The organism is Streptomyces sp. NPDC020742 (assembly GCF_040641675.1).
In the GTDB taxonomy this organism is placed as follows: Bacteria; Actinomycetota; Actinomycetes; order Streptomycetales; family Streptomycetaceae; genus Streptomyces.
The window spans coordinates 85,916-110,173 of sequence record NZ_JBFAEA010000009.1 but is presented as its reverse complement, the minus strand read 5'-3'; the positions used below and the strand labels follow the sequence as shown (position 1 = coordinate 110,173).

Genomic DNA, 24,258 nt, shown 5'->3' with positions numbered 1-24,258 from the left:
GCAAAGGGGCGGCGACCGCAGAGAAGGGCCCGCCCGGTGCGACGGGGGATGCACACCGGGCGGGCTCAAGAACCTTTTTACCGCATGAGGGAACGGTTACGCCTCAAAAACTTGTTCGTTTGTCGATTACCAAGCGACGGGCAGCGAAATCAGGCCACGTGACCGCAGGGACCGACGATGGCGCAGGTCACCCCGTGGACCGGCGAGCCGGAGCCCCGGGAAGCGGGCGAGCAGCGCCTCCAGCGCGGTGACCGCCTCCATCCGCGCGAGCGGGGCGCCGAGGCACCGGTGGATGCCGTGTCCCATCGCGAGGTGCCCGGAGACCGCCCGGCCGCGGTCCAACCGGTCCGGCTCCGGGAAACGGGCGGCGTCACGGTTCGCGGAAGCGATCGCCAGCAGCACGCTCTCGCCCGCAGGAATCCGCACCCCACCGATCTCCAGGTCCTCCGTCGGGAACCGGCGGATCGCCAGTGGAGCGGGCCCGTCGTACCGCAGGAACTCCTCGACGGCGGACGGAAGTTCGGCCGGATTGCGCTGCAGCTGGCGGAGCTGGTCCGGATGGTCCAGTAGGGCGAGCACCGCGTTGCCGATGAGGTGGACGGTGTTCTCATATCCGGCAAAGAGGATGAGGAAGGCGAGCGAGGTCAGTTCGTCCTCGGTGAGCCGGTCGCCGGCCTCCTCGTCGCGCACCGCGATCAGGTCCGACAGCAGATCGTCGCCGGGCTCGGCGCGCTTGGCCGCGATCAGCCCGGTGTAGAACTCCAGCATCGCGCCGATCGCCTGCTTCATCAGCTCCGGCCGGGCCGGGTCCGGGGTGATCAGCGCGTCCGACCAGGCCAGGAAGTCCCGGCGGTCACGCTGCGGGATGCCGAGCAGATCGCAGATCACAATGATCGGCAAGGGACCCGCGTAGTCCGCCATCAGGTCGCCGCCGCTGCCCCGCTGCTCCATGGCCTCCAGCAGGTCATCGGCCACCCGCCGTACGGGCCGGCGCAGGGCGTCCACCCGGCCGGGCGTAAAGGCCTTGGTGACCAGCCGTCGGACCCTGGTGTGGTCCGGCGGGTCCATGTTGAGCAGGTTGGCGTCCAGCGCCGGCGGCAGTGCGAAGCCGCGGTAGCCGCCCGGTGCCGCGTTCCGCCGGTCCAGGGAGAGCCGCGGGTCGGCGAGGGCGCTGCGGACGTCGTCGTAGCGGGTGACCAGCCAGGCGGGGCTCCCGTCGGCGCCGGTGATCCGGTGCACCGGTCCGGCTTCGCGCAGCGCGGCGTACGTGGCGTACGGATCGTCCAGGAGGGGCGTGCTGTCGAGAGGGGCGTCGGGGCCGGTCTCAGCGGTGTTCGGCATGGCCCCGACTGTAGGGCGCGGGCGGCGACGGACCGGGCTGTCATGCGTCATCCGGCGACGCGGGGAGGCGGCACCGGCCCGCACGGAACGGTGCCGCCTCCGTCATACCGGGCAGCCCGGACCCCCGTACCGGGCCACCACGTCCGTGGTACTGCTCAGCCCTGCCGCATCGCACTCCGCTGCCGCAGTTCGGTGAGCACGGTCTCGATCAGCGGGGAGTGGTAGACGTCCGCGACCAGCGCCAAGTGCTCGTACTCCGCGGCGAGTTCGGCGCCGTCCCGGCCAGCGGCGACCACCACACTGTCCGCGCCGTGGGCAGGCACGTGCCCCACCGCGCGGTTCTCCAGCCCGCGGCGCAGTGCGGCCGCCTCGGCGACGGCCGCCAGTTGGCGGTCGTCCAGCGCCACCGCGCGGGCGCGTTCGCGGGCGATGTCGACGGCGTCGGACTCCACATGGCGGCGGATGCCGCGCTGGACGTCCCGGATCTCGGCCATCTGGCGGTTGGCGCGCCACTCCAGATCGGCGAACGGCCAGCGCACCGGCCAGCCCGGCTCCGCCATCGTGACCTCCGGAGCCTGCGCGGTGACGGTCCGCCAGAGCGGGGAGAGGCGGCGCAGCCGGCGCCAGGCGGCGACCCGGGGGCCGGCGGCGGGCAGGGCGAAACCGGCGAGGACCAGGAGCGCCGCGACCGAAGCGCTCAGCGGGGCCACCCCGTTGGAGAGCCACAGCGCCGGATGTCCCATCCAGGACAGCACGAAGCCGATGACCTTGCAGGCGCAGTAGACCAGACCGAGCCAGCAGCCGGCGGACAGCACCCGGAGTCCGCGCGCCAGGTGGGTGCCGCCGAGCCGGGCGGCGTAGAGGGGGCAGAGGGTGCCCAGGCCCGCGAGGCTCGATCCGAAAATGGCCAAATACAGCACCAGGAAGACCATGACTCCGGGGGAGTCGGTGTAGGCGGTGCTGAAGTCACGGGGGTGCTCGACGGCGTCCGGCCGCCCGAACGCGAAGCCGGTGACCGCCACCGCCCACAGCGCCGCCACCCCGGCGACCGCCGCCCGGGCCCGGAACCGCGCCCGGGCCTTCGCGGCGGGACCCTCGCCCGCGGTCCAGCGCAGCAACAGCACCAGCGCGCCGGCGGCGAAGAGCACGACGGAGGAGTAGAGGAAGACCATGGCGAGGTTGGCCACGCCCGTGAGCCGGTCGAAGGCGCGGTAGAGGCTGGGCGCGGAGAACAGGAAGACCGTCGCCACCCCGCCGGTCATCACACAGGCCAGCCCCAGGTCCGCATTGCTCCGGTCGCGGAACCACGCAACGGACTTGTACCCGACGATCGCCCAGGCGGCCACGCCGAACGACAGATAGAGGACGTCAAACACGAAGGCCCCCGCCCCCCGGTCGGCCCGCGGTGTCACCGTCGGGCCCGTCGGCTCCACCGGACGGCCGCTGCTGGTTCCGCCGGATGTGCTGGAGGGCCGGCCCGAGCGCGGCCGCCAGCGCGGCCGCCGGCCCCTCCAGGGGGAGTTGGCTCTCGGCGGCCGACGGAGCGACCCGCTCCATCAGCAGCGTGCCGAGCACTTCGGTCTCCCGCTCGGCGGGGTTGTCATAGCCGTGGTGCCGGGCGAAGCCCATGGTCAGCCCCATCCGCTGCATGGCGGTGGCGACATCGACGGACGGCGTCCACAGCTTCAGGGCGTCCTCCGTGACGGCCGGGTCCTGGCCGTGGCCCAGCAGCAGATGGCTGAGCTCGTGCAGCACGATGTGGGCCTGGTGCCAGGCCGAGGTCTTGAGCTCGTAGAAGATCCAGTAGCCGTCGTCGGTGACGGCGGTCATGCCCGAGATCACCCCACCCAGGCCCATCGGCACCAGATGGACGGGCCGTTCCACCCGCGCGCCGACGATGTCGCACATCCCGCGCAGATCGGTGGCGGCGGGCAGCTCAAGCTCCTTGATGAGGCGCTTGCACCGCCTGCGTATCTGGCCCACTCGCATGCTCGTCCCGTCCTCGTGTCCGGTCCGCTGCCAGGTAGTGAAGAACTGGTCGCCTTCAGCGGTCCGCATCGGGTCACTCACCGCGCCGATCACCGCCCCGCTCCGGCGGATCGGCCGGCAGATTCATCTGTTGCCGGAACTGGGAGATGATCGTGGTCAGGCTGTCCTGTACCTCCGGCGGCAGGCCGACGGAGCGCAGGGCGATGGCCCGCACCCGCTGGTCCCGCATCGCAGCGAGGAAGCGGACCTCCTCCTCCACCCGTGCGGCCTGCGGCTGGGAGAGGTCCCCCAGCAGGTAACCGACCGGCACCGCAAAGAACTTGGCCAGCGCGCGCAGCAGCTCCGGACTCGGATTCGCCCGCCTGCCGTTCCGCAGCATGGACAGGTACTGCTCGGTGACCTTGACCCCGCCGTAGGCCTCCGCCCCAGCACTGATCTCCTCGGCCACAAAGGCGTTGGTGTACGGCGCTCCCGGCGGATGCATGTTCGCGAAGAGGTGGTTGAGCCGCTCCGCGAGCGCACTGCCCGCCTCCCCGGACCGGCCGTCGCCCCCCACGCCCATGCCCCCGTCCCCCATCGATCGACCCAACGAGCAGTTAAGACCGCCCTTCCAGCACTTCTCATCCTGACATGCAACGCACGCGCCGCACCAGTCCACTTACAGACAGTGAGAAGGAACGGCCTTAACCGGCAGTTGAGTTACCGGACCCAACGCTCCGTGAGGCCTTTCGCGGTCCTGCAAGGGGCCGGCCGCTGACCTCCGGACCCGACCTGGCGGTGCACACGCCCCCGAGACGAAGGCCGCACGAACCGCCGCACGAACCGCTGCACGAACCGCCGCATGCAGCGCTGCATGAACCAACCCACAGGAGATCGATTCGAGATCACCGCCTTGTGCCGCCCGTCCACGCCGAGATCTCCGCGGCACCCCGACGGACAGCCTCTTCCGGATCCCGGGCGAGCTGGGCGCAGACCGCTTCGAGCCCAACCCAGGCCGCTACGAGGTCCGGCACGCCGTCCGGCTCCACGAGCGCGTCATACACCCCGGCCTGCAGCCAGTCGAACCGGCTGTCGTCAGCCCCGGCAATCGCGAGGGCGATGAGCCTGATGGCAGCCACCGTCCCCACCTGGGCCAGGGCCTCTGCCGTCTGTCGAGTCACCGCCGTGTCCTCGGCGTCCAGCAGCAGCCTCACCAGCACCTCCGCAGCCTCAGGAGAACCAGCGAAGCCAGCAAGGGCACGCCCGGCACGAACACGTTGCGCCCACGAAGGTGACGACGCCTCAGCCAAGGCCGCCGCCAACCCACTCCTCACCTCTGACACGACCAGACAGTCTCACGCCCCACGAGGAAGATCGAACGCCGGGCCGAAGCCGCCCACACCCTCGACAGCTCCCTGACACCCCCTCACCAACGCCCTCACCAACGCCGTTGGGCAATGCCCCCGAGGCCGCCGACTTCCACGACATGGCGGAGCGTGGCAGCCTGGGCGGAGACAACTCCAGCGACCGCGGAAGGCTCGCCGACGCCGCCGGGGAAAGGCCGAAGTAGCCAGTGCCCCGTATCCCCCACACCGTGACCCTGGCGAGCGTGGCACACAACAACCCGCACCACGCCCCCGGTTGGTCGGGCTTCCTCCTCGCACTCCTGGGAATCGCAGGGTGCCTGATCGCCTTCACCGGCCTCGCCGTGACCCTCGCCCTCTTGCGCGTCGACGGACGGAAGACCTGGGGCAACTACGCGATCGGCCCAGGGATCCTCCCCATCGACCTCGCCGCCACCGCCACCGGATTCCAACTGCGGTAGCCGGAGCGGAAGGAGCCTACGGCCCGGCAGGGCAGGTACGTTCCGCCAGCCCCATGGAGCCACAGCCTCCCCGGCCTGCTCAGCGGTGCGCCTACGCCTGGCTGACACCAGTCGGGAGCCCCCCAGCAGTGAGCTCGCCCGAGGCGAAGGCGTGGTACCGGTAGTCCCTTGGTGGCATGCCGTAGGCGTTACGGAATGCGCGGCTGAAGTCGGTTGCCCGCGGGAAGCCCCAGCGGGAGGCGATCATGTGGATGGAAGCGCTGCGGAGGGTGGCGTCGGCCAGATCACGCCGAGCGTGTTCGAGGCGCTGGCGCCTGATCCAACTGGACACCGTGATGCCCTGCTCTTTGAACAGGCGGTGCAGGTAGCCGGTCGAGATGTGGTGCGCGGCGGCGATGGTGCGCGGCGTCAACTGCGGGTCGTGCAGATGCCCCTGGACGAAGGCCCGGATGCGTAAGACCAGGTTGTTCCGGTGGGTTTCGGGGGGCAGCGAAGCATCCACATCGAGGGCCTGGGAAATCAGCGCGGACAACAGGTCGACCACCACTCCCCCGAGCCGGGGCCCATCGGTCGGCTGGTAGGAGTCGGTGGACTTCGCCAGCTGGGTGAGCAGCTGTGCCAGCAGGGCACCGAATCCGTCCTGCGGTGACAGTCGCAGGCCGGCAGCACGGTCAACCTGGTTCCGGGGCAGCGGCAGCAGCGCTTTGGGGACCTCCAGCCCCACGCCCGTGTGCAGGCGTGCGCCGTCACCCGCATGAACGTCCACGGGACGCGAGGTGTCGACGACGCACAGGCTGTCCGGACCGTACACCGCCTCCTCCTCGCCCCGGACTGCGTGCAGCGGTCCGCTCAATGGCAGGGAGAGATGCAGGCCTTCAGGGTCGGACTGCCGGACCAGTTTCGGCGTCCGCCGAAAGGACGCCGGCTGGAACGTCGTCGGCCACACCGATACCGCACCGAGTTCCAACAGGCGTTGAGAGGCTCGGAAGTCCTCCCGGTGGTCACTGGCCAGCTCCATCGGAGCATGCGTGTGCGAGACCACTTCGCGCCAGCAGTCAAACCGATCCGCCGCCGGTACGTCCTCGCTCCGGTACACCGTCTCGATCAGCATGTCCCCTTCTCTCCGTTCGGGCACCCTCCCGGCGGACGACGACTACGCCTCGTGTCCTCACGGGTACCGACTGCGGCAGGGGCAGATCATACGACCCAGCAGGACGGGGTCGCGGAACGGGGCGAGGAGCTTTCGGCCGAGCGCTGGGCTGCTGGGAGGCCCGTCCGGTCCGGCATGGGTTCGCCGCCTCTTGCCCGAGCCTGGGCGGGGCCATGCAGACGGCTCTCGTACCCACGACCGCACATCCGACTCCGCACGTCCGACGCCGCGGACCCGAGCACACCCGGCCGACAGACCCTGGCACCAGACCTCAGGAACATGCACTGATCTGCGGTTTTGCTCGGCCATGCTCCTAGGGACCACTGAACCACCCTCGGCAAGCAACTGACAAAACGTCAGAGGCAATACGGCCACACACAACGAAGAGGTCCTCTGACCTGGATTTCTCCAGGTCAGAGGACCTCTTCGCACCGTCGGGACGACAGGATTTGAACCTGCGACCCCTTGACCCCCAGTCAAGTGCGCTACCAAGCTGCGCCACGTCCCGGTGCTCGGCCCTGCCAGGCTCTCCCGGCCGACCGCGCACGAGAACAATACCGCATGTCAGAGGGTGGGTGCTGCCATATACGGCCACCCTCACGCGGACGGCGGGGTCACGCGCGGGAGGAAGGTTGAGTATCCGTACTCATGCGGCCGAGTCACCGCACGACCACGCTACGCGCATGACCACTCCATCGATTCAGCGGCCGACGACCACGGCCTTCTTCGTGCAGGCCGCACTCTCCTTCGGGCTGTCGCTGGTGGCGCTGATGATCGGGATCATCAAGCTGCCGGTAGGGCCCTGGGAGCGCGGGTTCCTCTCACTCGGCCTGGTCTTCGTGGTGTCCTCGGCGTTCACGCTGGCCAAGTGCGTCCGCGACCGGCAGGAGGTGGCCGAGGTGACCAACCGGGTGGACAAGGCCCGGATCGACAAGATCCTCATCGAGCAGGACCTCTTCAAGCCGGGACCGGTCTGACCCGTACCGTGCTGAGCCGTGCCGGGGCGCGGGTCGGAGGGCTCGCGGAGCGTACGGCTCACGGATCGCACCGTCCACGGACCGCGGCCGGCCCGCGGATCGGACGGTCCACGAAACGCGGCCGGCCCGCGGACCGCGCCGGCTCCCCCGGATCGGACGACCCGCGCCCCGGCCGCACGCTTCAAGACGGACCCGACAGCGGGGCTCCGACGAGTCGAGGGAGCAGCGACGGCCGCGCGAGCCCCCGGCCGCTCGAGCGCCAGCGCCCCAGCGCCCAGCCGCCCAGCCCCCGGTCAGAGGTGCTTGTCGAGCCAGGCCAGCAGGTCCTGCTGGACCTCGGCGCGGTTCGTCTCGTTGAGGATCTCGTGGCGGGCCTCCGGATAGGCCCGCCAGGTCAGCTCGCGGGCCCCCAGGTAGCGGAAGTCCTCCAGGAGTTCATGGACCAGGGTCATCTGCTGATGGCAGGGGTCCAGAGCACCCACGGCGATGTGGACGGGCAGCCCGCGCGGGATACGGGCGAGGTTCCCCGGGGCGTTGATCTTGCGGATGGCGCACACCCAGTCGAGGGCGAGGCCGGCGGAGAAGGGGAAGCCGCAGTCCTCGTCGGCGACGTAGGCGTCCACCTCGGCCGGATCGCGGGAGAGCCACTCATAGCCGGTGCGGTGCTCGAAGGCGTCATTGAAGGAGCTGAAGGTGCGCGGGATGAAGGAGGACAGCGCGGTGCGGCCGTGCACGTCGACCTCCCGCTCCAGTGCGGCGATGGCGCCCTCGACGTCCAGTCCCGGCAGGGTGCGGAAAGTGCCGCTGAGGATCAGTCCGGCCAGGTCGGCGCCGTACTCCTGGGCGTAGTCGCGGGCCAGCATCGAGCCCATGCTGTGGCCGAGCAGGACCAGCGGGAGGCCGGGGTGGGCGGCGGCCACATGGTCGCCGATCCCCTTCAGGTCGGTGACGATCGCCCGCCAGGAGTCCTCACCGACCACCCCGCGGCCACCGGTGGAGGCGGCGGTGGCCCCGTGGCCACGGTGGTCGGAGGCGATGACGCCGTAGCCGTGGCCCGCCAGGAAGCGGGCGAAGCGGTCGTAGCGCCGGCCGTGCTCCGCGGCGCCATGGGCGATCTGGACCAGGGCGCGCGGAGGGCCGGACTCCGGGAGCCAGGTGTAGGTGGCGATCCGTGCGCCGTCCGGAGCCTGGTGGAAGTCCTGCTGCGGGGCCTGCATGGCATCGTCTCCTGATTGCCGGGGCGGGGGCTGACGCATCGTCGCGGCCCACTCTGGCGCGCCGGGCGGCGGTACGCCATGGGGCGCGCGTGGCGGGGGTGACCTGCCGCCCGTGCGGCAAGCGATGGATTCCCTCCTCACCGAACCGCCCTGCTCGATACCTGCCACGGTGGTGACGGAGAGCCCTGAGGCCTGGGCCAGCTGTTCCTGAGTCGGCCCAGCGCGCCGGCGAAGAGTACGGACGTTGTGGGAAATCCGAGGGACGTTGCCACACCTTCCCTTGATGCCAGCGCACTCGTGCGTTCCCCCGCAAAGGCCTCCGCCGCGTGATCCCGATGGAGCTCTCTGCTCACCCCAACGCCCCTCTGCGACAACACCTGACGATCCCTCTGCAGAACTGCCGACGCCTGGAGTTCAGGCACGCAGTCAACGGATCCGGGCACCTACCAGGACGTGGCCGAGACCCGCACATCCGCGAGCCCACCAGGGAGCCAGGGAGGCGTGGGGTGGCGCGGATTCCGGGTCCGCCGGGGCCGCGCCACGGCAGTCCGCCAAGGGGGGTTGTGCGGGGTCACTTCGCGCCTCAACTCCTCCCATAAATGCCCCCAGTTGATGTTTTATGCGCCCCGCAGTAGGTATGCCAACCGGTATTGCACGCGGTAAGTGCCAGATCACTTTCCGGTATGCCCCCGCGGGCGACACCGCCCGGTGCCGCCCCGAGGCGGGGTGCGACCACTACCGAGAAGATCGCGAAGGAGGGCTCGTCTTGCATCGCTACTTCACCGATCAGCGACATGAAGCACTCCGCCAGCGGGTGCGGGACTTCGCCGAGAGCGAGGTCCGCCCCCGGATTGCGGAGATGGAGGCGAGCCGTTCCGTCTGCCATGACCTTTCGCGCCGGATCGCCCGCCAGGGCTGGATAGGCGCGACCGTGCACCGTGCGTACGGAGGCATGGGAGCGGGGCACGTCGCCAAGACCATCATCATCGAGGAGCTCTCGCGGGTCAGTGCCGCGATGGGCGCGATGGTGCAGGCGTCCCAGCTGGGCGTCGCAAAGATCGTCCACTTCGGCAGCGAGGAGCAGAAGAAGACCTGGCTGCCGGCGATCGCCTCCGGCGACTGCCTGCCGACCATCGCCGTCACCGAACCGCAGTCGGGCGGCCATGTCCTCGGCATGGCGTCCACCGCCGTGCGCGACGGCGACGACTACGTCCTCAACGGCCGCAAGATATACGTCGGCAACAGCCACATCGGCGATCTGCACGGCGTCGTGGTGCGCACCGGAGAGGGCGCCAAGGGCCTGTCGGCGTTCCTCGTCGAGTCCGGTACCCCCGGCTTCCGGGTGGGGCCACAGCAGCCGGCGATGGGCCTGCACGGCTTCAGCTTCGGCGAGCTGTTCTTCGACGACTGCCGGGTCCCGGCGACCCAGATGCTGGGCGGGGAGGGCGACGGGCTGTCCGTGGCGTACTCCTCCAGCGTGCTGTACGGCCGGCCGAACCTCACCGCGGTCTCGCTGGGGATCCACCAGGCGGTGCTGGACGAGACGTCCGCGTTCTGCGCCGAACGGCAGCGCTACGGGCGGCCGCTGGCCGACCTCGGCAACATCAAGCTCAAGCTGGGCCGCATCCAGTCGCGGCTGCTGCTGGCCCGGCTGTCGGCGTACCACGCGGTGCACCTGCTGGACCAGGGTCTGCCGTGCGATGCGGAGCTGATGAACGCAAAGCTGGTCAATGTGGAGTCGGCGCTGGAGTCGGCGCGCGATGCGATGGAGATCCACGCGGCCTGCGGCCTGTTCACCGACCGTCCCATCGAGCGCTTCCTGCGCGATGCGCACCACATCTTCGCCCCGGCCGGCACCTCCGACGTCCAGTTGCTGCGGCTGGGCGAGCTGGCCCTGGGCCGGGCGAAGGGCGACTGGTCGGCCCGGCTCGCGGAGCTGCTGCGGCTGGAGCCTTCGGAGTGGCCAGAGGACGACCACGGCGCGGACCCGGTGGAGGCCGCGGGCACCGTGGAGGCCGCGGGCACCGTGGAGGCCGCGGGCACCGTGGAGGCCGCGGGCGCGGTGCCGGGCAGGGAGGACCGGGCCACGCTGCCGGGCCAGCGCACCGGCCCGGTCCGGCAGCGCCTGGTGGGTCCGTCCGCCGTGACCGGCCGGCCCTGACCGCACAGATGGGGCCGCGGTATCGGCGTGCTGCTGATACCGCGGCCCCGGGCGGGTCCCCGCAAGCGGGACCCGGTTCAGCGGGCGTCGCTCTGCTGCCGCTCCATGTGGTGGATCTGCTCGACGAGTTCGGCGGCCATCGCCTTGATGGTCTCCAGGCCCTCCCGCCCCCAGGGGCGCGGTTCGAGGTCCACGACGCAGACGGTGCCCAGTGCCATACCCGTCCGGTCGATCAGCGGCGCCCCCAGGTAGGAGCGGATGCCGATCTCGTCGACGACGGGGTTGCCGGCGAACCGCGGATAGTCGCAGACGTCCTCCAGCACCAGCGCCTTGCGGCGGACGATGACATGCGGGCAGTAGCCGTGGTCACGGGCCATCACCCGGCCCGGCTGGCCGCTGGCGGGCGCCGGTCCCAGCTCGACGGCCTGGTCCTGGGCGGGCGTGTAGAGCCCGGCGAAGTACTGCCGGTGCTCGTCGATGAAGTTCACCATCGAGTACGGCGCCTTCGTGGTCCGGGCGAGCTTGCGCGCGAACTCGTCGAACGCGGGCAGCGGGGCGTCGCCGATGCCCAGGGCGCGCAGCCGGGCCACCCGCGCGGGGGCGTCGTCGTCCTGAGGGGTGAGCAGCAGGTGCCGCGTCGGGTCGTAGGAGGCGTAGGGGACACGGGAGGCGGGGTGGTTCATGGCAGCTCCGGGGTCGCGGCGAGGACGGGGGTGAGCAGGTGCTGGACGAGCGAGACCAGGACGTGGGTGGCCGAGCCGCCTCGGCGGGCGTCGCAGAGCACCACGGGGGTCCGCGGTGAGAGGTCCATGGCGGTGCGGACCTCGTCCGGGTTGTAGCGGTAGGAGCCCTCGAACTCGTTGACCGCGACGATGAAGTCGATGCCGCGCCGCTCGAAGAAGTCGACCGCGGCGAAGCACTGGTCCAGGCGCCGGGTGTCGGCGAGGACGACCGCGCCGAGCGCCCCGTTGGACAGTTCGTCCCACATGAACCAGAAGCGCTGCTGGCCGGGCGTCCCGAACAGGTAGAGGATGTGCTCGGGGCCGAGGGTGATCCGGCCGAAGTCCATGGCGACGGTCGTGGTGTTCTTCTCCTCGACGCCCGCTAGGTCGTCGGTGCCGACGCTGACCTGGGTGAGGAGCTCTTCGGTACTGAGCGGTTCGATCTCACTGACCGCTCCGACGAAGGTCGTCTTGCCGACCCCGAAGCCCCCCGCGACCAGGATCTTCAGCGCGGTCGGGAAGTGGTCGGACGAGGGGTCCCCCTGGCGGGGGTCACAGTCGTTTGCGAAGTCCATGCAGCACCGCCTCCAGCAGGGCTCGGTCGGTACGGGACGCGGGCCCTGCCGAAACGGCCGCGGGGGCCCGCGCGGTGAGCGCCCCGCAGTCGACGAGGTCGGCGAGGAGCACTTTGGTGACCACGGCGGGCAGCCGTATGTGGGCGGCGATCTCGGCCACCGAGACCGGGCCCCCGCACAGCCCCAGGACCTGGGCGTGCTCGGGACCTTGCGCGGCGACGGGGCGGCGCCCGGTGGCCATCACCATGGTCAGCAGGTCGAAGTGCGCCGTCGGCCGGGTCCGGCCGTTGCTGACGGTGTACGGGCGGACCAGCCGGCCCGCCTCGTCGTCGTACCAGGGTTCCCCGCCGCGCCGTCGTCGACGCACGGTCACGGTCACCGACCGCCCGCGGACGCCTGGTGGCGCGCGGGGGTGGACAGATAGGGCCGGACGCTCTTGACCAGCATCGACATCTCGTAGCCCAGCACCGCCACATCGGCATCGCGGCCGGCGAGCACCGCCAGACAGGCGCCGGACCCGGCGGTGGAGACGAACAGGAAGGTGGACTCCAGCTCGACGACGACCTGCAGTACGTCATCGCCCTCCCCGAAGCGGGCGCCCGCGCTGCGGGCCAGGGAGTAGAGCCCGGAGGACAGGGCCGCCATGTGGTCGGCGCTGTCCGGGTCGAAGCCGTGGGCGGCCTTGACCAGGCCGTCCGAGGACAGCAGCAGGGCGCTCCTGGCGTGCGGTACTCGCTGTACGAGCCCGGTCAGCAGCCAGGACAGATCGGTGTGCTGACTGCCCTGCAGCTGCGCCGTCTGCGCACGGACATCACTCACCATGGTTGCGGTCGTCTCCTCGGGGGCGGGCCATCGGGGCATCGTGGTCACGGTCGTAGAGCGGATCGTCGCCGGCCGGGCCGCGGGGGGCGCCGCCCGGTGCCGGGGGGTTGCCGTCGGTGCCGGCGGAGCCGGCGGCATAGCTCTCGTCGGCGAGGCTGAAGCCCCGCCGGAAGGCGGCCATCAGGCCGGGGTCGTGCTCGGGCTCGGGCCCCGTACGGCGGGTGGCAGACGGCAGGATCGGATCGCCGCGCAGCTCGGGGGCGAGGTGGGTCTGCTTGCGCCGCCGGGGCAGCCGGGGGCGGGCGCCGTTGTCGAGGGGCGCGGGGGGCGGGGGTGGCAGCACGACCGGGCCGGGGTCGGCGGGGCGGTCGGCCGGGGCGGGGGTGGGCACGTCGGCCATGGGGATGTCGGGGGTGAGGTGGCCCGAGACACGGACCAGCCGGCGGCGGGCCGAGCCGGGGTCGGGCTCGGCGTGGTGCGCCGGCGGCGCGGGGGCCGGGGCGGGTGCGGGCGCGGGAGCCGGGGCGGGCGCCGGCGCGGGGGCCGGGGCGAGCGCGGGCGCGGGGTCCGGGGCGGGCGCCGGATCCGTATGGTCGAGGTAGCCGGACCGGCCGGCGCCGAGCAGGTCGTCGGGGGCCGGGCCGGGGGCGGGGATGGCCGCGGTCCGGGGGCCGTTGCCGCCGTGGAGGGAGTGCTCCGGGCGGTCGTGGGCGTCGGGGTGGTGGGGGCGGTCGTACGCCCCGTGGTCGCGCGTCGGGTCGCTGTCCGGGGAGCCGAGGCGGCCGGTGTCCGCATCGTCCTGGCCGGCGGCCGACTCCGCGCCCAGCAGGTCCTGCGGCACGATCAGCACGGCCTGCACGCCACCGTAGATGTTGCTCTGCAGCCGTACGACGATGCCGTGCCTCCGGGCGAGCGAGGAGACCACGAAGAGCCCGATCCGGCCGTCGCTGAGCAGCTCGGCGACGTCGATGTGTTCGGGGTCGGCCAGCAGGGCGTTCATCCGCGACTGCTCGTCGGCCGACATGCCCAGGCCGCGGTCCTCGACCTCGACCGCGAGGCCGGCGGTGACGAGCTGGGTGCGCAGCAGGACCGGGGTCTGCGGGGCGGAGTAGATGGTGGCGTTCTCGACGAGTTCGGCCAGCAGGTGGATGACGTCGGCGACGGCGTGCCCGCGCAGGGTGCCCTCGATCGGCGGCACCAGTTTGATCCTGGGGTACTGCTCGACCTCGGCGATCGAGGAGCGCAGGACCTCGGTCATGGAGACCGGGCGGCTCCACTGCCGGCGGGAGATGGCGCCGCCGAGGACGGCGAGGTTCTCGGCGTGCCGGCGGATGCGGGTGGCCAGGTGGTCAACGTGGAAGAGGCCCTTGAGCAGGTCCGGGTCCTCGACCTGGTTCTCCAGCTCGTCCAGCAGCTCGATCTCGCGGTGCACCAGCGACTGCAGCCGGCGGGCGAGGTTCACGAAGACCTCGACCTTCTGCTCGCTGCCGCTGGCGTTGCTGCGGGCGATGGCGACCCCGTCGATGACGGCCGCCTCGGCGGCCCGGCCGGCGGCGGCCACTTCGTGCGCGAGGAGGTCGAGGGTGTCGCCCGTCGGGACCGGCACCGGCTCGGGCTCCCGGCGCGGCAGCCACTCGCCCTGGCGCACCCGGTCGAGCAGGTCGTACAGGTCGGACTGGCTGCGGGCGCTGACCTGGCGCAGCCGGGCGTAGCGGGCGACGGTGGCGCGGGCCTCGGAGCTGGCGGCGGCGCTCGCGGTGAGCACGATGACGCAGACCACGGCGAGGCCGCCGTAGAGCACCACCCACTCACGGCTGGTGATCCGGGCGCCGCCGGCTTGGACGACGAAGGCGGCGACGGCGGTGCAGACCACCGCGGTCAGCAGGCAGGGGACGGCGGTGAGCCGGACCAGCCGGGACCGTATCGCCGAATCGGCGGCCGACTCGGGGAAGGAGGCCCGGCCGTGCCGTGCGCCCTCCCGCTCCCGTCGCCGGGCGGAGGCGGGTACGGGAGCGACCCCCGGGGAACCCTGGGTCTCTGGGGACCCTTGAGCCTCCGGGGACGTCGGGGTCCCCTGGGGGATTGCGGTCGGCATCTACGCCCTCCGGATCGGCCGTTGGCAGTTCACGGAGCACGCACGCTAGTTGTTGCCGGGGTGGTGTTCGGGCCCACTTCGAGGTTTCGCTACCCCTCGCCACCTCCTTGAGTGGACGTCGCACGCACATCAGTGCGAGGCAATACGAACTTCCGTTCATCCAGAGGAAGTTGAGGAACGCGATCCGCTCTGGGCGACGGCTCGCGGACGGCGCTCACGGGTCCGCCGCGCGCCGGACCTCCGCGGCGTGCCTCAGTGCTCCGCCGCGAGGTCGGCGTCCACCACCGGCACCGCCGAAGGCCAGGCGGGCCACCCCTGGACGGGCGGCACCGCGACCGCCCGCCACCACGGTTCGAGCACCGGCGGGCCGGACGGTTCGAAAGGTTTGCCCGGGGGCGGCGCGGCCACCTGCACCCCCGCCCGCCGCCCCGCCGCGACCGTGCGCTCCACCGGTTCGGACCACGGATGCGGGGCGAGGTTGAAGGTGCCCCAGTGGATCGGCAACAGCACGCCGTGCGGTGCGCCGCCGGACAGGTCGAGGTGGGCGCGCAGGCCCTCCTCCGGCGTCATATGGATGTCGGGCCAGAAGTCGCTGTACGCACCGATCTGCACCATCGTCGCGTCGAACGGGCCGTGGGCCGCGCCGATCTCCGCGAAACCAGGGAAGTATCCGGTGTCACCGCTGTGGTAGATCCGGTGCTCGGGTCCGGCGACCACCCAGGAGGCCCACAGGGTGTGCTGCGGGCCACGCAGACCACGGCCGCAGAAGTGCTGGGCGGGGGTGGCCGTGAGGGTCAGACCGCCGACGCGGGTGGACTCGTGCCAGTCGAGTTCGGTGATCCGCTCGGCGGGCACGCCCCAGAACTCCAGGTCGGCACCTATCCCGAGCGGGACGACGAAGGCCGCGCCGGTACGGATCAGGCCCTGCACCGTCGGCATGTCGAGGTGGTCGTAGTGGTCGTGGGAGATCACCACCACATCGACCGGCTCCAGCTCGTGCAGCTCCACCGGCACCGGATGCATCCGCTTGGGACCGGCCCAGCCGAACGGCGAACAGCGCTCACCCCAGACGGGGTCGAAGAGCACCCGCCGGCCGTCGATCTCCGCCAGCACGCTGGAATGCCCCATCCAGGTGAGGCGGAGCCCCGAGGCGGGCGGGCGGCCCCAGTCCTCGGCGGTGGGGCGGTGCACCGGAATCGGACCCACCGGGGCGCGGCGCAGCCGTCCCTCGCGGCTCAGCTGGGTACGCGCCATCGGCAGCGCGGAGCCCCGCAGCAGCTGCCTGGTCGGCAGCGGGTTACGGAACTGGCCGTCCACGAACTGCGGCGATCTGCGCATTCTGGCCAACCGATCCCCGGTGGGCTCGGCGCCGAAGCTCGCAGGACGCAGTAGCGAAAGACCTGTGCGGCGGGGTCTGGAACCGGTCACGGCACCTCCATGTTCGGGGCAGTCGCGGAGTGAACGGACCACGCGAGCGGTGGGTTCCGGCCGACCGGCCAGGCGGCGCCGCCGCGCTCTGTACGCACCACTCAGCCCCTGGACTCAACACCATCACCCTCAGAAGGCAACCACGCGACCTGCGGCAACATTCCGAGGGGCGGACCACCACCTCAATCGATCACCCGTTCGACGCGAAGCCCGGCTAGGGGATTCACGGTGCCTCGACGGTGGTGGGCGGGTCGGGGAGGCCGGGGCGGCGGGGCAGGAGGAAGGTGCACAGGAGGACCCGCGGGGCGAGGAGCCGGGCGGGCGGGGCGGTGCGGCAGAACACGTCCCGGAAGGCCGGGCCGACGACGGTGCGCAAAGTGGCGGGCGTGCGGGGCTCCCTTGCGGAAGGCCCGTCCGGCCGGGTACCGGTCGCGTTCGACGACCGTGACGGTCTCGACGTGCCCTCGCAGCGCGGTCACCGCGAGCATCCCGGCGAGCCCGCCACCGATCACGATCGCGGTGCGCCCGCCATTCGAGTGCTCTGCCCTTCCCGCCTCGCTCCTCCTGCCGGCCCGTCGGCGGCCTGCGCACCGCCTGCGCACCGCCCCCACCGGGGCCCGTACGCCCCGCTCGCCATCCGCGGGACGGAACCGGGCGGGCGGCTCGTCCCCGTATCCGATCGTTGCCGGCCACCCCCCTTCAAGGCCCTGGAGGCACGTCAACTCCCGTTCGGACAAGGGGAGTCCGGGCGTGGGAACGGTGCGCGGCGGGCCCCTCTGCCGGCGTCCGGAGCACACCGGATGCGGACCGCGGGGGCGGCCTGCCGGACGTCCTTCGCTCCCGCGTGCCACCCCGGTCCGCGACATCCCGATTTGCGGCGGGCCTGCGTCTAGACTCCCCGCAGCGGGCGCCCCGGTCCGCCCACGGTCTCACCAGCAACGGATTCGCCTCACCAGCAAGGGATTCAAGGACGCTTGTGACATTCCAGCAGGTTTCTGAGCCGTATGACGTATACGACGTACTCGTTGTCGGCGGGTCGGGCGTGGACACGATCGTGCCGGTCGACGCGCTGCCCGTACCGCCCGCCGACTCCTGTGCGGTGCCCCCCATCCGGGAGTGGGCCGGCCATACCGGCACCGGTGTCGCACTGGGCTGTGCGGCGCTCGGCCTGGCCACCGGGTTCGTGGACTTCCTCGGCGACGACCACGCCGGCGGTCTGGTCCGCGAGCGGCTGGCCGGCACCGGCGTCGACTTCCGCCCGCTGATCTCGCCGCACGGCACCCGGCGCGCGGTCAATCTCGTCGCGCCGGACGGCCACCGGATGTCCTTCTTCGACGCCCGGGACCCGCAGGATCTGCGGATGCCGCCGGAGCACTACGGGCCCATGCTCCGCCGGGCCCGGCACGTCCATCTGTCGGTCACGCACTTCGCCCGCCATCTCTACGACGACATCGAGGCGCTGGGTCTCCCGGTCTCGACCGATCTGCACGACTGGGACGGCCTGACGGACCACCACCGGGACTTCGCGCTCCGCTCCGACCTGGTCTTCCTCAGCACGGCCGGGGCCGGTGAGCGGATCGGGGACGTGATGCGGGAGATCCTGCGCAAGGGGCGGGCCGAGGCGGTGATCGCGACGGCCGGGGCGGGTGGCGCCTACCTGCTGATGCGGGACGACCGCACCCCGCGGCCGGTGCCGGCCGTCGTCCCGCCCGGCCCGGTGGTGGACAGCAATGGCGCGGGAGACGCCTTCACCTGCGGATTCCTCTACGGTCGGCTGGCCGGCCGGCCGCTGGAGGACTGCGCACGGCTGGGTGCCGTCGCGGGGGCGTACGCCTGCACCGCGCCGGGCACGCACACCGCCCTGGTCGGCCCGGACGACCTCCGCGGCGTCCTGGACGGACCCGCGCCGGTGATCTCCGCACCGGCCGCCGCGCCGGCCGCCGTGCCCGCGGTGGACGGCCCCGCCCTCCCGGAGCCGCAGGCACCGCAGGTCTCGGCGACCGGGGCGTAGACATCCGCCCGATGCCGCGGAGCGCTCAGCCCTTGCGGCCTACCGCACCGTAGAAGATGGTGTTGTTGAGCTCCTCGGCGCCGGGCACCTCGCCGTCCGGACGCCACAGCGGCACCCGCACGACACCGGGATCGAGCAGGGTGAACGGCCCGAAGAGCGGCTCGATCCGGGCCTTGGACCGCAGGTGCAGGCTGGCGGTGGCGCTCTTGTAGACGTCCTCCACGCCGGCCCGCGCCACCTCGTCCGTACGGCCCGCCTCATAGGCCTCGTACGGCTCGTCGGTGGCGTGCGACAGCACGAGATGGCTACCCGCGGGCAGCCGCTCGGCAAAGGCCGCGATCAGGCCCGCCGGGTCCTCGTCGTCCCGGATGAAGTGCAGCACGGCGACCATCAGCAGGGCGACCGGCCGGTCGAAGTCGATCAGTTCACGGACGGTCGGGTGGTCCAGGATCGCCCCGGGGTCCCGGACGTCGCCGAGCACGAAGCCGGTGTGCGGGGTGTTGGCGAGCCGGGCCCCGGCGTGGGTGGCGACGATCGGGTCGTTGTCGATGTAGACGACGCGGGTGTCCGGCGCCGTCTCGTGGGCCACCTCATGGGTGTTGGGCGAGGTGGGGATGCCGGTGCCGACGTCGACGAGCTGGCGGATGCCGCCGCCGACCAGGTCGCGCACCGCCCGCCGCAGGAAGGCACGGTTGGCGCGGGCGCTCAGCCGGACCTGGGGGTGGACCTCGATGACGCGCTCGGCGGCCACCCGGTCGACCTCGTAGTTGTCCCAGCCGCCGAGGTAGTAGTCGTACATCCGGGCGGGGTGCGGGCGGCTGGTGTCGATCTCCTCGGCAGCGAAGCCGGAGTGCGCGGGCCCAGGGGCGTACGGTCCGATCCCGGGGACCGGCAGGTCCGGTGCCGGCGGGACGTCCTGCCCGCTCATGCCGGCCTCCGCTCCGGGCACCGGCCGGGCGCGGCGGTGAGCAGGAAGTCGGCGTGGCCGGCCTTGGCGCCCTCGATGAAGCTCACCATCTCTCCGTGGGTGTAGATCAGTGCGGGGCCGTCCGGGTCGGTCGACTGCCGCAGCGCGACCCGGCCGTCCCCCAGGCGCATGGCCTCGACGCATTCGCCGCCGTTTCCGCCGCTCCACGGTTTGTGCCAGCCCTCACTGCCCAATTCCTTGGCGGGCATGCCGTTGTAGATGCGTATGCGATCCATGGGGGGTTCAGATCTCCTTGCGAAAGCCACCCAGAATGGCCTCGGTGGTGTGTGCCGGCGCGGCCTGCGCACACATCCGGTCCAGGGCCTCCAGGAACTGCGAGACGTCGTTGCGCTGGTCGAAGTACACGGCTCCGACGAGGCTTTCCGCATAAGCGATGTCCGGGAGTTCCGGGATCGGGAAGCGGAAGATGTGAAAGGGGCCGTACATGGCAGGGTGCGGGCCTGCGGCGAACGGCATGATCTGCAGGCGGACGTTCGGCAGCGCGGTGGCTTCCATCAGCCGGGTGACCTGGTCGCGCATCACCTTGGGCCCGCCGATCGGGCGCCGCAGTACGGTCTCGTCCATGACCACCCACAGCATCGGCGCCCGCTCGCGGGTCAGCAGCGACTGCCGCTCCATCCGCAGGGCGACGATGCGGTCGATGTCGGCCGGGGAGGCGCCCGGCATACCGGCGCGCAGGACCGCGGTGGCGTAGTCCTCCGTCTGCAACAGCCCCGGGATGTAGTGCGGTTGGTAGGCCCGGATGAGGTTGGCCTCGCCCTCCAGGCTGACGTAGGCGCTGAACCACTCGGGGAGCACATCGCGGAAGCGGTGCCACCAGCCGGGCTTGTTGGCTTCCCGGGCGAGGGAGAGAAAGCCCTCGATCTCTTCCTCACCGGTGACGCCATAGGTCGCCAACAGCTTTTCCACGTAGGGGAGTTTGAGGCCGACTTCGGCCTTTTCCATACGGCGTATCGTGGCGTGGGTCACATCGAGGGCCGAGGCCGCCTGCTCGAAGGAGAGCCCCGCCTTCTCGCGCAGGTCCTGCAGTCGCTTACCGAGCACCACCCGCAGGACGGTTGGCGCTCCCGCCGACCGTGGGTCCGCCACGTCCGATCGCCTCCAACTGAATTCAGTGACCAGCAGTGTGTCATGCCGTCACCTTGAACGAACAGACTGCACTTACGATTCTGCAAATTGCAGAGTGATCCTTGCCATCGGTGACCAACATCGCACATAGTTGCGGCGTGGCTTCCTCCAACAACGCTCCCTCGTTAGGGCGCTGCGGCGGCTCTGTCGCCCAGTACCCGCAGGACGCGTTCCACTTGCCGGCGCGCTGCTCGTCCGTGTCCGAGGCACGCAGTCGCGTCAGTGCGCTGCTGCGCGAGTGGGGCGCGGGTCAACAAGTCCGCGACGACGTGGAGTTGGTGGTCTCCGAGCTGTTCACCAATGCGGTACGGCACACCGAGAGCGAGAAGATCGGCTGCGAGCTGTCGCTCACCGTGGCGCACATACGCATAGAGATCACCGACGAGGGCGGAGCGGGCTACTCCGCGCCGCACGTCCAGCCCGGCAGTGTGGACAAGGAGTGCGGGCGGGGGCTCTTCCTCGTCGGCGCACTGTCCGACGGCTGGGGTTCCCGGCCCGCTGACGGCGGCCGGGGCCGGGTGGTCTGGGCCGACCTGCCCCGCTCCGGCAACGCCGCGCACTGAGGCCCCGCTCCGCCACCGGCGGAATCGGGGCCTCCGTCATGCCGAGGGGCGTCGGCCCCCGGAAGGGCCCCACGCCCTACAGCGGCAGCAGATCGGGCCGCTTGGGCTCGACGTGGTCACCCGAGGACTCGCCGCGCAGCCGGCGACCGATCCACGGAACGAGGTGCTCCCGCGCCCAGTGGATGTTGTCCCGCCGCGCCTCGGAGGCCGAGCGCTCGGCCTCCGGGGGCCAAGGCCCGTCCGGGTCGGCCGGCACCGCCAGGCCCAGCACCTGCCCCGCGCGCAGCGCCACCCGGGTGTGGCCGTCCGCCGACAGGTGCAGCCGGTCCTCGCTCCACGCCCGCCGGTCCTGCACCGACTTCAGCGACCACAGGTCCAGTACCGGGCAATCATGGCGGTCCGCAATGGCCCGGACATGCGCGGTATAGGTCGCGATCTTGCCGCGCAGATGCTTGAGCACGGGGACACCGCGGGTGTCGAAGCCCGTGCACAGCAGGACCGTGCCGACCGACCGGCTCAGCTCGACCACCGCCGCTTCATAGCGCTCCGCGACCGCGTCCGGGTCCGACCCGGGCCGCAGGATGTCATTGCCGCCGGCACAGAACGTCACCAGCGCGGGGGCGAGCTCCTTGGCCCGCGGCACCTGCTCCTCGACGATCTGGTCCAGAAGCCGTCCCCGGACGGCGAGATTCGCGTAGCGGAAGTCGCCCTCCGCCCGCTGGTCCGAAAGCAGGACCGCGAGGCGGTCCGCCCAACCGATGTACACCCCGTCAGGGCCGGGATCCCCGACCCCCTCCGTGAAGCTGTCCCCGACGGCTGCGTACGACCCGATGGCACCGTTGGCGCCCTTGATGATGTCCCTCGACTCATCTGCAGCGCTCCTGGCGCCGCTGCTGATGTTCTTCGAATCGTCTGCCACGTCAGGAGATACTTCACCTTGAGAAGTGACCTACGCCACCGTAACCAGGGGTTGACGAGGGGTGATTAATGCCACCAGGTCAAAATCTCCTCAAGTTGGAATAAAGATCGATCGCGCGTTGCTTCCCGAGCGCTTCCCTGCGCTCCAGCACGCCGCCATTGCGGCCTGATTGTCTATTGCATCGATGTCGTATCGTCGGAGGCGCCGCCTCGCCGACGAGCAGCGTCGGCGGCCGACACCAAGGAGCGCCCGTGACGCAGACGCCGCAGGTCCCTCAGGCCCAGCCCGAGCTCGCGGAGGTGCGCAACTTCCGTGATGTGGGCGGACTGCCGACCGTGGACGGGCGTCGTATACGGGAGGGCCGGCTCTACCGCAGCGGACACCTCGCCCATGCGACCGAGGAGGACGCGGCGTTTCTGGCCACGCTCGGGCTGCACACCATCTTCGACTTCCGCAACGCCGCCGACATCAAGCTGGAGGGCTCCGACGTCGCCCTCCCCGGCGTGCGCAATGTGAACATTCCGCTCACCGACCCGGCCGACGGCGCGGAGTTCTGGACGATGGTCCGCGACGGTGAGCTGGAGCAGCTGCGCGAGGCGCTCGGCGACGGCAAGGCCGCGGCCCGTATGGCCATGACCTACCGGCACATCATCACCACCCGCACCGAGGATCACAGCCGGGTGCTGCACGCCCTGGCCGAGGACAGCGTCCCGGCGCTGATGCACTGTGCGGCCGGCAAGGACCGCGCGGGCCTGTCCGTCGCCGTGACCCTGCTGGCCGTCGGTGTGGAGCGGGACGCCATCGAGGCGGACTACCTCAAGTCCAACGAGCCGCACCGCCGCTACAAGATCCGCCGCTCCGACAACTCGGCCGTCGGGATGTCGCCGGAGATCCTGGAGCTGCTCTCCCCGCTGTTCGGGGCGCACGCCGACTACCTCACGGCGGCCTACGACGCCATCGAGGAGACCTGGGGCTCGACGGAGAGGTACCTCACCGAGGGCCTGAAGCTCGCGCCCGCCACCCGCGAGCGGCTGCGGGACCGGCTGCTGGAGGGCTGATCGCGGGCCCGGCCGCACCGTAGGGCCCGGTGGTCGCCACCGGGCCCGCCGCGGTCGCCGCCGCGCCAGGTCAGGGCAGGCCGACCCACCCGGCGGCCAGCACCAGCCCCGACGCCCGGTGCACCGCGAGGAAGCCGAAGGGCCGGTCGAAGCGGGCCGAGATCAGCTGCGCCTGGTAATGCGGGGGCGGCGGTACACAGCCCACCTCCATGGGTATGGCGGTGACCGCCGCCGCCCGGAAGCCCAGCGGACCGAAGGTCGCGGTGGCCGACTGCCGGGCGTCCGACACCGCGAGCGGCACCTCGCTGATCCCGGGGAAGTGCCCCCGGGAGGCGTCGCAGGCGGTGGTGAGGCCGAACAGCTCGGGCCGCTTGAGCAGGTCGTGGTCTCCGTCGACGGTGAAGGCGGCGGTGGTCAGGTGGAAGCGGGGCACGCCGTCGTCGCTCGGCACCGTCGTCACCCGCAGTCCGGGTCCCGCACCATCGGTCAGCGCCGCCCCGGACACCGTCGGGTACCCCCCGCCCAGCGCCGCGACGCCGTGCCGCAGCACCGCGCCACCGGGCGCCTCCGGCCCACCGAGCAGCAGATGGACGTCGAGGCCGTTGTCACCCTCGACCCGCACGGCGGTCAGCGGACCGTCCGGGGTGTCGTGCACCCGCACCTGCTCCACCTCGGGCACCGAGCGGCTCAACACCGTCAGCTCCCGCCCGGCCCAGGGTCCTTCGTACGCCCAACCCGGGAAGGCCTGGAACTCCTGTACCCAGGTCGTCCGCACCAGCAGCGCGCTGGCCAGGAGGCACAGCGTGCCCGGCCCGACCTGCACCGGCATCTCCCCGATCAGCCCGTCCGTGTGCTGTCGCGCCCAGGCGTCCAGCGCCTGCTGGTCGGCGCCCGGGTCGTCGGTGAACTCGCCGTACACACCGGCCGGCAGGGCGTTTCGCCAGGCGGGACGCACCGCCAGCGAGCGCCGGGCCCACAGCCCCATCGCGGCGTTGACCCCGGGCACCGCGTCCAGCGCCGCGAGCAGCTCGCAGCCGGCGGCCACCGCGTCCTCCGGGGCGACGCCGAGCGCCTCGGCCAGCTCCGTACGGGCCGGCCCCGCCGCCGGGCCCGCGAGCAGTGCCAGCAGCGGCCAGACACCGGCGGCGGTCAGCACCGTGTTCTGCTCCCCCACCATCTCCCGTGCCCAGCGGGCCGTCATGTCGTTGACGGCCCCGACCGTCGTCGCAGCGACCATCGCATCCCCCTCTGTCCTGTCAGCGGACGACCATCCGCGGCCGTCCGGCCCGGACCGCCCCCGTCCGGAGCGG

At 71.7% G+C, this 24,258-nt stretch carries 25 protein-coding genes, 1 tRNA gene and 2 pseudogenes; 6 read left to right on the top strand and 22 right to left on the bottom strand.

Translation table 11 applies throughout. The features are described from left to right. Window positions 1-126 precede the first annotated feature (126 nt). The 5 genes from AB0G84_RS18105 to AB0G84_RS18085 all read right to left on the bottom strand — a co-directional run bounded on the left by AB0G84_RS18105 (window position 127) and on the right by AB0G84_RS18085 (window position 4,643). Window positions 127-1,341, bottom strand: coding sequence for a cytochrome P450 (locus AB0G84_RS18105; RefSeq protein ID WP_361321237.1), 1,215 nt, complete (start codon window positions 1,339-1,341; stop codon window positions 127-129). 155 nt (window positions 1,342-1,496) lie between these two features. Next, window positions 1,497-2,717, bottom strand: a complete 1,221-nt coding sequence (locus AB0G84_RS18100; protein WP_361321235.1) for an MAB_1171c family putative transporter — start codon at window positions 2,715-2,717, stop codon at window positions 1,497-1,499. Then, window positions 2,710-3,399, bottom strand: coding sequence for a hypothetical protein (locus tag AB0G84_RS18095; protein WP_361321233.1), 690 nt, complete (start codon window positions 3,397-3,399; stop codon window positions 2,710-2,712). The genes AB0G84_RS18100 and AB0G84_RS18095 overlap by 8 nt, the downstream gene beginning before the upstream one ends. 4 nt (window positions 3,400-3,403) lie before the next feature. Then, the gene (locus AB0G84_RS18090) at window positions 3,404-3,892 is read right to left on the bottom strand and encodes a helix-turn-helix transcriptional regulator (RefSeq protein ID WP_361321231.1); all 489 of its coding nucleotides are present in this window, start codon (window positions 3,890-3,892) and stop codon (window positions 3,404-3,406) included. Window positions 3,893-4,214: 322 nt separating this feature from the next. Further along, the gene (locus AB0G84_RS18085; RefSeq protein ID WP_361321497.1) at window positions 4,215-4,643 is read right to left on the bottom strand and encodes a HEAT repeat domain-containing protein; all 429 of its coding nucleotides are present in this window, start codon (window positions 4,641-4,643) and stop codon (window positions 4,215-4,217) included. Window positions 4,644-4,918: 275 nt separating this feature from the next. On the opposite strand from AB0G84_RS18085, the gene AB0G84_RS18080 reads away from it, so the two are divergent. After that, window positions 4,919-5,134, top strand: a complete 216-nt coding sequence (locus tag AB0G84_RS18080) for a hypothetical protein (protein ID WP_361321229.1) — start codon at window positions 4,919-4,921, stop codon at window positions 5,132-5,134. A 91-nt stretch (window positions 5,135-5,225) separates the two neighbouring features. Here AB0G84_RS18080 and AB0G84_RS18075 read toward each other — a convergent pair whose 3' ends face one another. Continuing rightward, window positions 5,226-6,245, bottom strand: coding sequence for an AraC family transcriptional regulator (locus tag AB0G84_RS18075; protein WP_361321227.1), 1,020 nt, complete (start codon window positions 6,243-6,245; stop codon window positions 5,226-5,228). Between the two features lie 473 nt (window positions 6,246-6,718). After that, window positions 6,719-6,792 (bottom strand) — tRNA-Pro (locus AB0G84_RS18070). Between the two features lie 175 nt (window positions 6,793-6,967). Between AB0G84_RS18070 and AB0G84_RS18065 the strand changes: the two genes are divergently transcribed. After that, window positions 6,968-7,261, top strand: coding sequence for a YiaA/YiaB family inner membrane protein (locus tag AB0G84_RS18065; RefSeq protein ID WP_361321225.1), 294 nt, complete (start codon window positions 6,968-6,970; stop codon window positions 7,259-7,261). A gap of 293 nt (window positions 7,262-7,554) precedes the next feature. On the opposite strand, the gene AB0G84_RS18060 is transcribed toward AB0G84_RS18065, so the two are convergent. Then, entirely contained in the window at window positions 7,555-8,478 is a 924-nt protein-coding gene (locus AB0G84_RS18060; RefSeq protein WP_361321223.1) for an alpha/beta hydrolase, read from the bottom strand. A gap of 141 nt (window positions 8,479-8,619) precedes the next feature. After that, window positions 8,620-8,733 (bottom strand): annotated as a pseudogene (locus AB0G84_RS18055) (helix-turn-helix domain-containing protein); the annotation flags it as partial. Between the two features lie 511 nt (window positions 8,734-9,244). Between AB0G84_RS18055 and AB0G84_RS18050 the strand changes: the two are divergent. Then, on the top strand, window positions 9,245-10,639 hold the full coding sequence (locus AB0G84_RS18050; RefSeq protein WP_361321221.1) for an acyl-CoA dehydrogenase family protein: 1,395 nt from the start codon (window positions 9,245-9,247) through the stop codon (window positions 10,637-10,639). 77 nt (window positions 10,640-10,716) lie between these two features. Here the strand turns inward: AB0G84_RS18050 and AB0G84_RS18045 are convergent, their stop codons facing one another. From AB0G84_RS18045 to AB0G84_RS18010, 8 genes and pseudogenes are all read right to left on the bottom strand, one after another. Beyond that, on the bottom strand, window positions 10,717-11,322 hold the full coding sequence (locus AB0G84_RS18045) for a GAF domain-containing protein (protein WP_361321219.1): 606 nt from the start codon (window positions 11,320-11,322) through the stop codon (window positions 10,717-10,719). Beyond that, entirely contained in the window at window positions 11,319-11,936 is a 618-nt protein-coding gene (locus AB0G84_RS18040; protein ID WP_361321217.1) for an ATP/GTP-binding protein, read from the bottom strand. The genes AB0G84_RS18045 and AB0G84_RS18040 overlap by 4 nt, the downstream gene beginning before the upstream one ends. Next, window positions 11,914-12,309, bottom strand: coding sequence for a DUF742 domain-containing protein (locus AB0G84_RS18035; protein ID WP_361321495.1), 396 nt, complete (start codon window positions 12,307-12,309; stop codon window positions 11,914-11,916). Before AB0G84_RS18035 ends, AB0G84_RS18040 begins: the two co-directional genes overlap by 23 nt. Window positions 12,310-12,311: 2 nt before the next feature. Then, on the bottom strand, window positions 12,312-12,758 hold the full coding sequence (locus AB0G84_RS18030) for a roadblock/LC7 domain-containing protein (RefSeq protein ID WP_361321215.1): 447 nt from the start codon (window positions 12,756-12,758) through the stop codon (window positions 12,312-12,314). After that, entirely contained in the window at window positions 12,748-14,853 is a 2,106-nt protein-coding gene (locus AB0G84_RS18025) for an ATP-binding protein (protein ID WP_361321213.1), read from the bottom strand. The genes AB0G84_RS18030 and AB0G84_RS18025 overlap by 11 nt, the downstream gene beginning before the upstream one ends. Window positions 14,854-15,105: 252 nt before the next feature. Beyond that, window positions 15,106-16,281 carry an MBL fold metallo-hydrolase gene (locus AB0G84_RS18020; RefSeq protein ID WP_361321211.1) on the bottom strand — a complete coding sequence of 392 codons (1,176 nt, stop codon included), beginning with the start codon at window positions 16,279-16,281 and terminating at the stop codon, window positions 15,106-15,108. Between the two features lie 223 nt (window positions 16,282-16,504). After that, entirely contained in the window at window positions 16,505-16,657 is a 153-nt protein-coding gene (locus AB0G84_RS18015) for a hypothetical protein (protein WP_361321505.1), read from the bottom strand. A gap of 1 nt (window position 16,658) precedes the next feature. Next, window positions 16,659-16,796: pseudogene (locus AB0G84_RS18010) on the bottom strand (FAD/NAD(P)-binding protein); the annotation flags it as partial. Between the two features lie 461 nt (window positions 16,797-17,257). Here AB0G84_RS18010 and AB0G84_RS18005 point away from each other — a divergent pair. Further along, window positions 17,258-18,292: a PfkB family carbohydrate kinase gene (locus tag AB0G84_RS18005; protein WP_361321209.1), complete on the top strand. Its 1,035-nt coding sequence runs from the start codon at window positions 17,258-17,260 to the stop codon at window positions 18,290-18,292. A 25-nt stretch (window positions 18,293-18,317) separates the two neighbouring features. Here AB0G84_RS18005 and AB0G84_RS18000 read toward each other — a convergent pair whose 3' ends face one another. Genes AB0G84_RS18000 through AB0G84_RS17990 form a run of 3 tightly spaced genes read right to left on the bottom strand, consistent with a single transcriptional unit; the run spans window position 18,318 to window position 20,369 of the window. Next, window positions 18,318-19,220, bottom strand: coding sequence for an SAM-dependent methyltransferase (locus AB0G84_RS18000; RefSeq protein WP_361321207.1), 903 nt, complete (start codon window positions 19,218-19,220; stop codon window positions 18,318-18,320). Then, on the bottom strand, window positions 19,217-19,495 hold the full coding sequence (locus AB0G84_RS17995) for a DUF397 domain-containing protein (RefSeq protein ID WP_361321205.1): 279 nt from the start codon (window positions 19,493-19,495) through the stop codon (window positions 19,217-19,219). The genes AB0G84_RS18000 and AB0G84_RS17995 overlap by 4 nt, the downstream gene beginning before the upstream one ends. Window positions 19,496-19,502: 7 nt before the next feature. After that, window positions 19,503-20,369: a helix-turn-helix transcriptional regulator gene (locus tag AB0G84_RS17990; protein WP_361321203.1), complete on the bottom strand. Its 867-nt coding sequence runs from the start codon at window positions 20,367-20,369 to the stop codon at window positions 19,503-19,505. Window positions 20,370-20,584: 215 nt separating this feature from the next. On the opposite strand from AB0G84_RS17990, the gene AB0G84_RS17985 reads away from it, so the two are divergent. Then, complete coding sequence (locus tag AB0G84_RS17985; protein ID WP_361321493.1) at window positions 20,585-20,971, top strand: ATP-binding protein; 387 nt, start codon at window positions 20,585-20,587, stop codon at window positions 20,969-20,971. A 76-nt stretch (window positions 20,972-21,047) separates the two neighbouring features. On the opposite strand, the gene AB0G84_RS17980 is transcribed toward AB0G84_RS17985, so the two are convergent. Continuing rightward, window positions 21,048-21,890, bottom strand: a complete 843-nt coding sequence (locus AB0G84_RS17980) for an SGNH/GDSL hydrolase family protein (RefSeq protein WP_361321201.1) — start codon at window positions 21,888-21,890, stop codon at window positions 21,048-21,050. Window positions 21,891-22,141: 251 nt separating this feature from the next. Here AB0G84_RS17980 and AB0G84_RS17975 point away from each other — a divergent pair, with 251 nt between their 5' ends. After that, window positions 22,142-22,948 (top strand): tyrosine-protein phosphatase, encoded by an 807-nt coding sequence (locus AB0G84_RS17975; protein ID WP_361321199.1) that lies wholly within the window; start codon window positions 22,142-22,144, stop codon window positions 22,946-22,948. A gap of 70 nt (window positions 22,949-23,018) precedes the next feature. Here AB0G84_RS17975 and AB0G84_RS17970 read toward each other — a convergent pair whose 3' ends face one another. Beyond that, window positions 23,019-24,185 carry a serpin family protein gene (locus AB0G84_RS17970; protein WP_361321197.1) on the bottom strand — a complete coding sequence of 389 codons (1,167 nt, stop codon included), beginning with the start codon at window positions 24,183-24,185 and terminating at the stop codon, window positions 23,019-23,021. Window positions 24,186-24,258 lie beyond the last annotated feature (73 nt).

Coding starts and splice junctions, on each gene's coding strand:
- AB0G84_RS18030 (WP_361321215.1), bottom strand. CDS start 12,758: ATGGTGAGTGATGTCCGTGCGCAGACGGCGCAGCTGCAGGGCAGTCAG.
- AB0G84_RS18065 (WP_361321225.1), top strand. CDS start 6,968: ATGACCACTCCATCGATTCAGCGGCCGACGACCACGGCCTTCTTCGTG.
- AB0G84_RS18075 (WP_361321227.1), bottom strand. CDS start 6,245: ATGCTGATCGAGACGGTGTACCGGAGCGAGGACGTACCGGCGGCGGAT.
- AB0G84_RS18025 (WP_361321213.1), bottom strand. CDS start 14,853: ATGCCGACCGCAATCCCCCAGGGGACCCCGACGTCCCCGGAGGCTCAA.
- AB0G84_RS18045 (WP_361321219.1), bottom strand. CDS start 11,322: ATGAACCACCCCGCCTCCCGTGTCCCCTACGCCTCCTACGACCCGACG.
- AB0G84_RS18060 (WP_361321223.1), bottom strand. CDS start 8,478: ATGCAGGCCCCGCAGCAGGACTTCCACCAGGCTCCGGACGGCGCACGG.
- AB0G84_RS18090 (WP_361321231.1), bottom strand. CDS start 3,892: ATGGGCGTGGGGGGCGACGGCCGGTCCGGGGAGGCGGGCAGTGCGCTC.
- AB0G84_RS17970 (WP_361321197.1), bottom strand. CDS start 24,185: ATGGTCGCTGCGACGACGGTCGGGGCCGTCAACGACATGACGGCCCGC.
- AB0G84_RS18105 (WP_361321237.1), bottom strand. CDS start 1,341: ATGCCGAACACCGCTGAGACCGGCCCCGACGCCCCTCTCGACAGCACG.
- AB0G84_RS17995 (WP_361321205.1), bottom strand. CDS start 19,495: ATGGATCGCATACGCATCTACAACGGCATGCCCGCCAAGGAATTGGGC.
- AB0G84_RS18040 (WP_361321217.1), bottom strand. CDS start 11,936: ATGGACTTCGCAAACGACTGTGACCCCCGCCAGGGGGACCCCTCGTCC.
- AB0G84_RS18000 (WP_361321207.1), bottom strand. CDS start 19,220: ATGAGCGGGCAGGACGTCCCGCCGGCACCGGACCTGCCGGTCCCCGGG.
- AB0G84_RS18095 (WP_361321233.1), bottom strand. CDS start 3,399: ATGCGGACCGCTGAAGGCGACCAGTTCTTCACTACCTGGCAGCGGACC.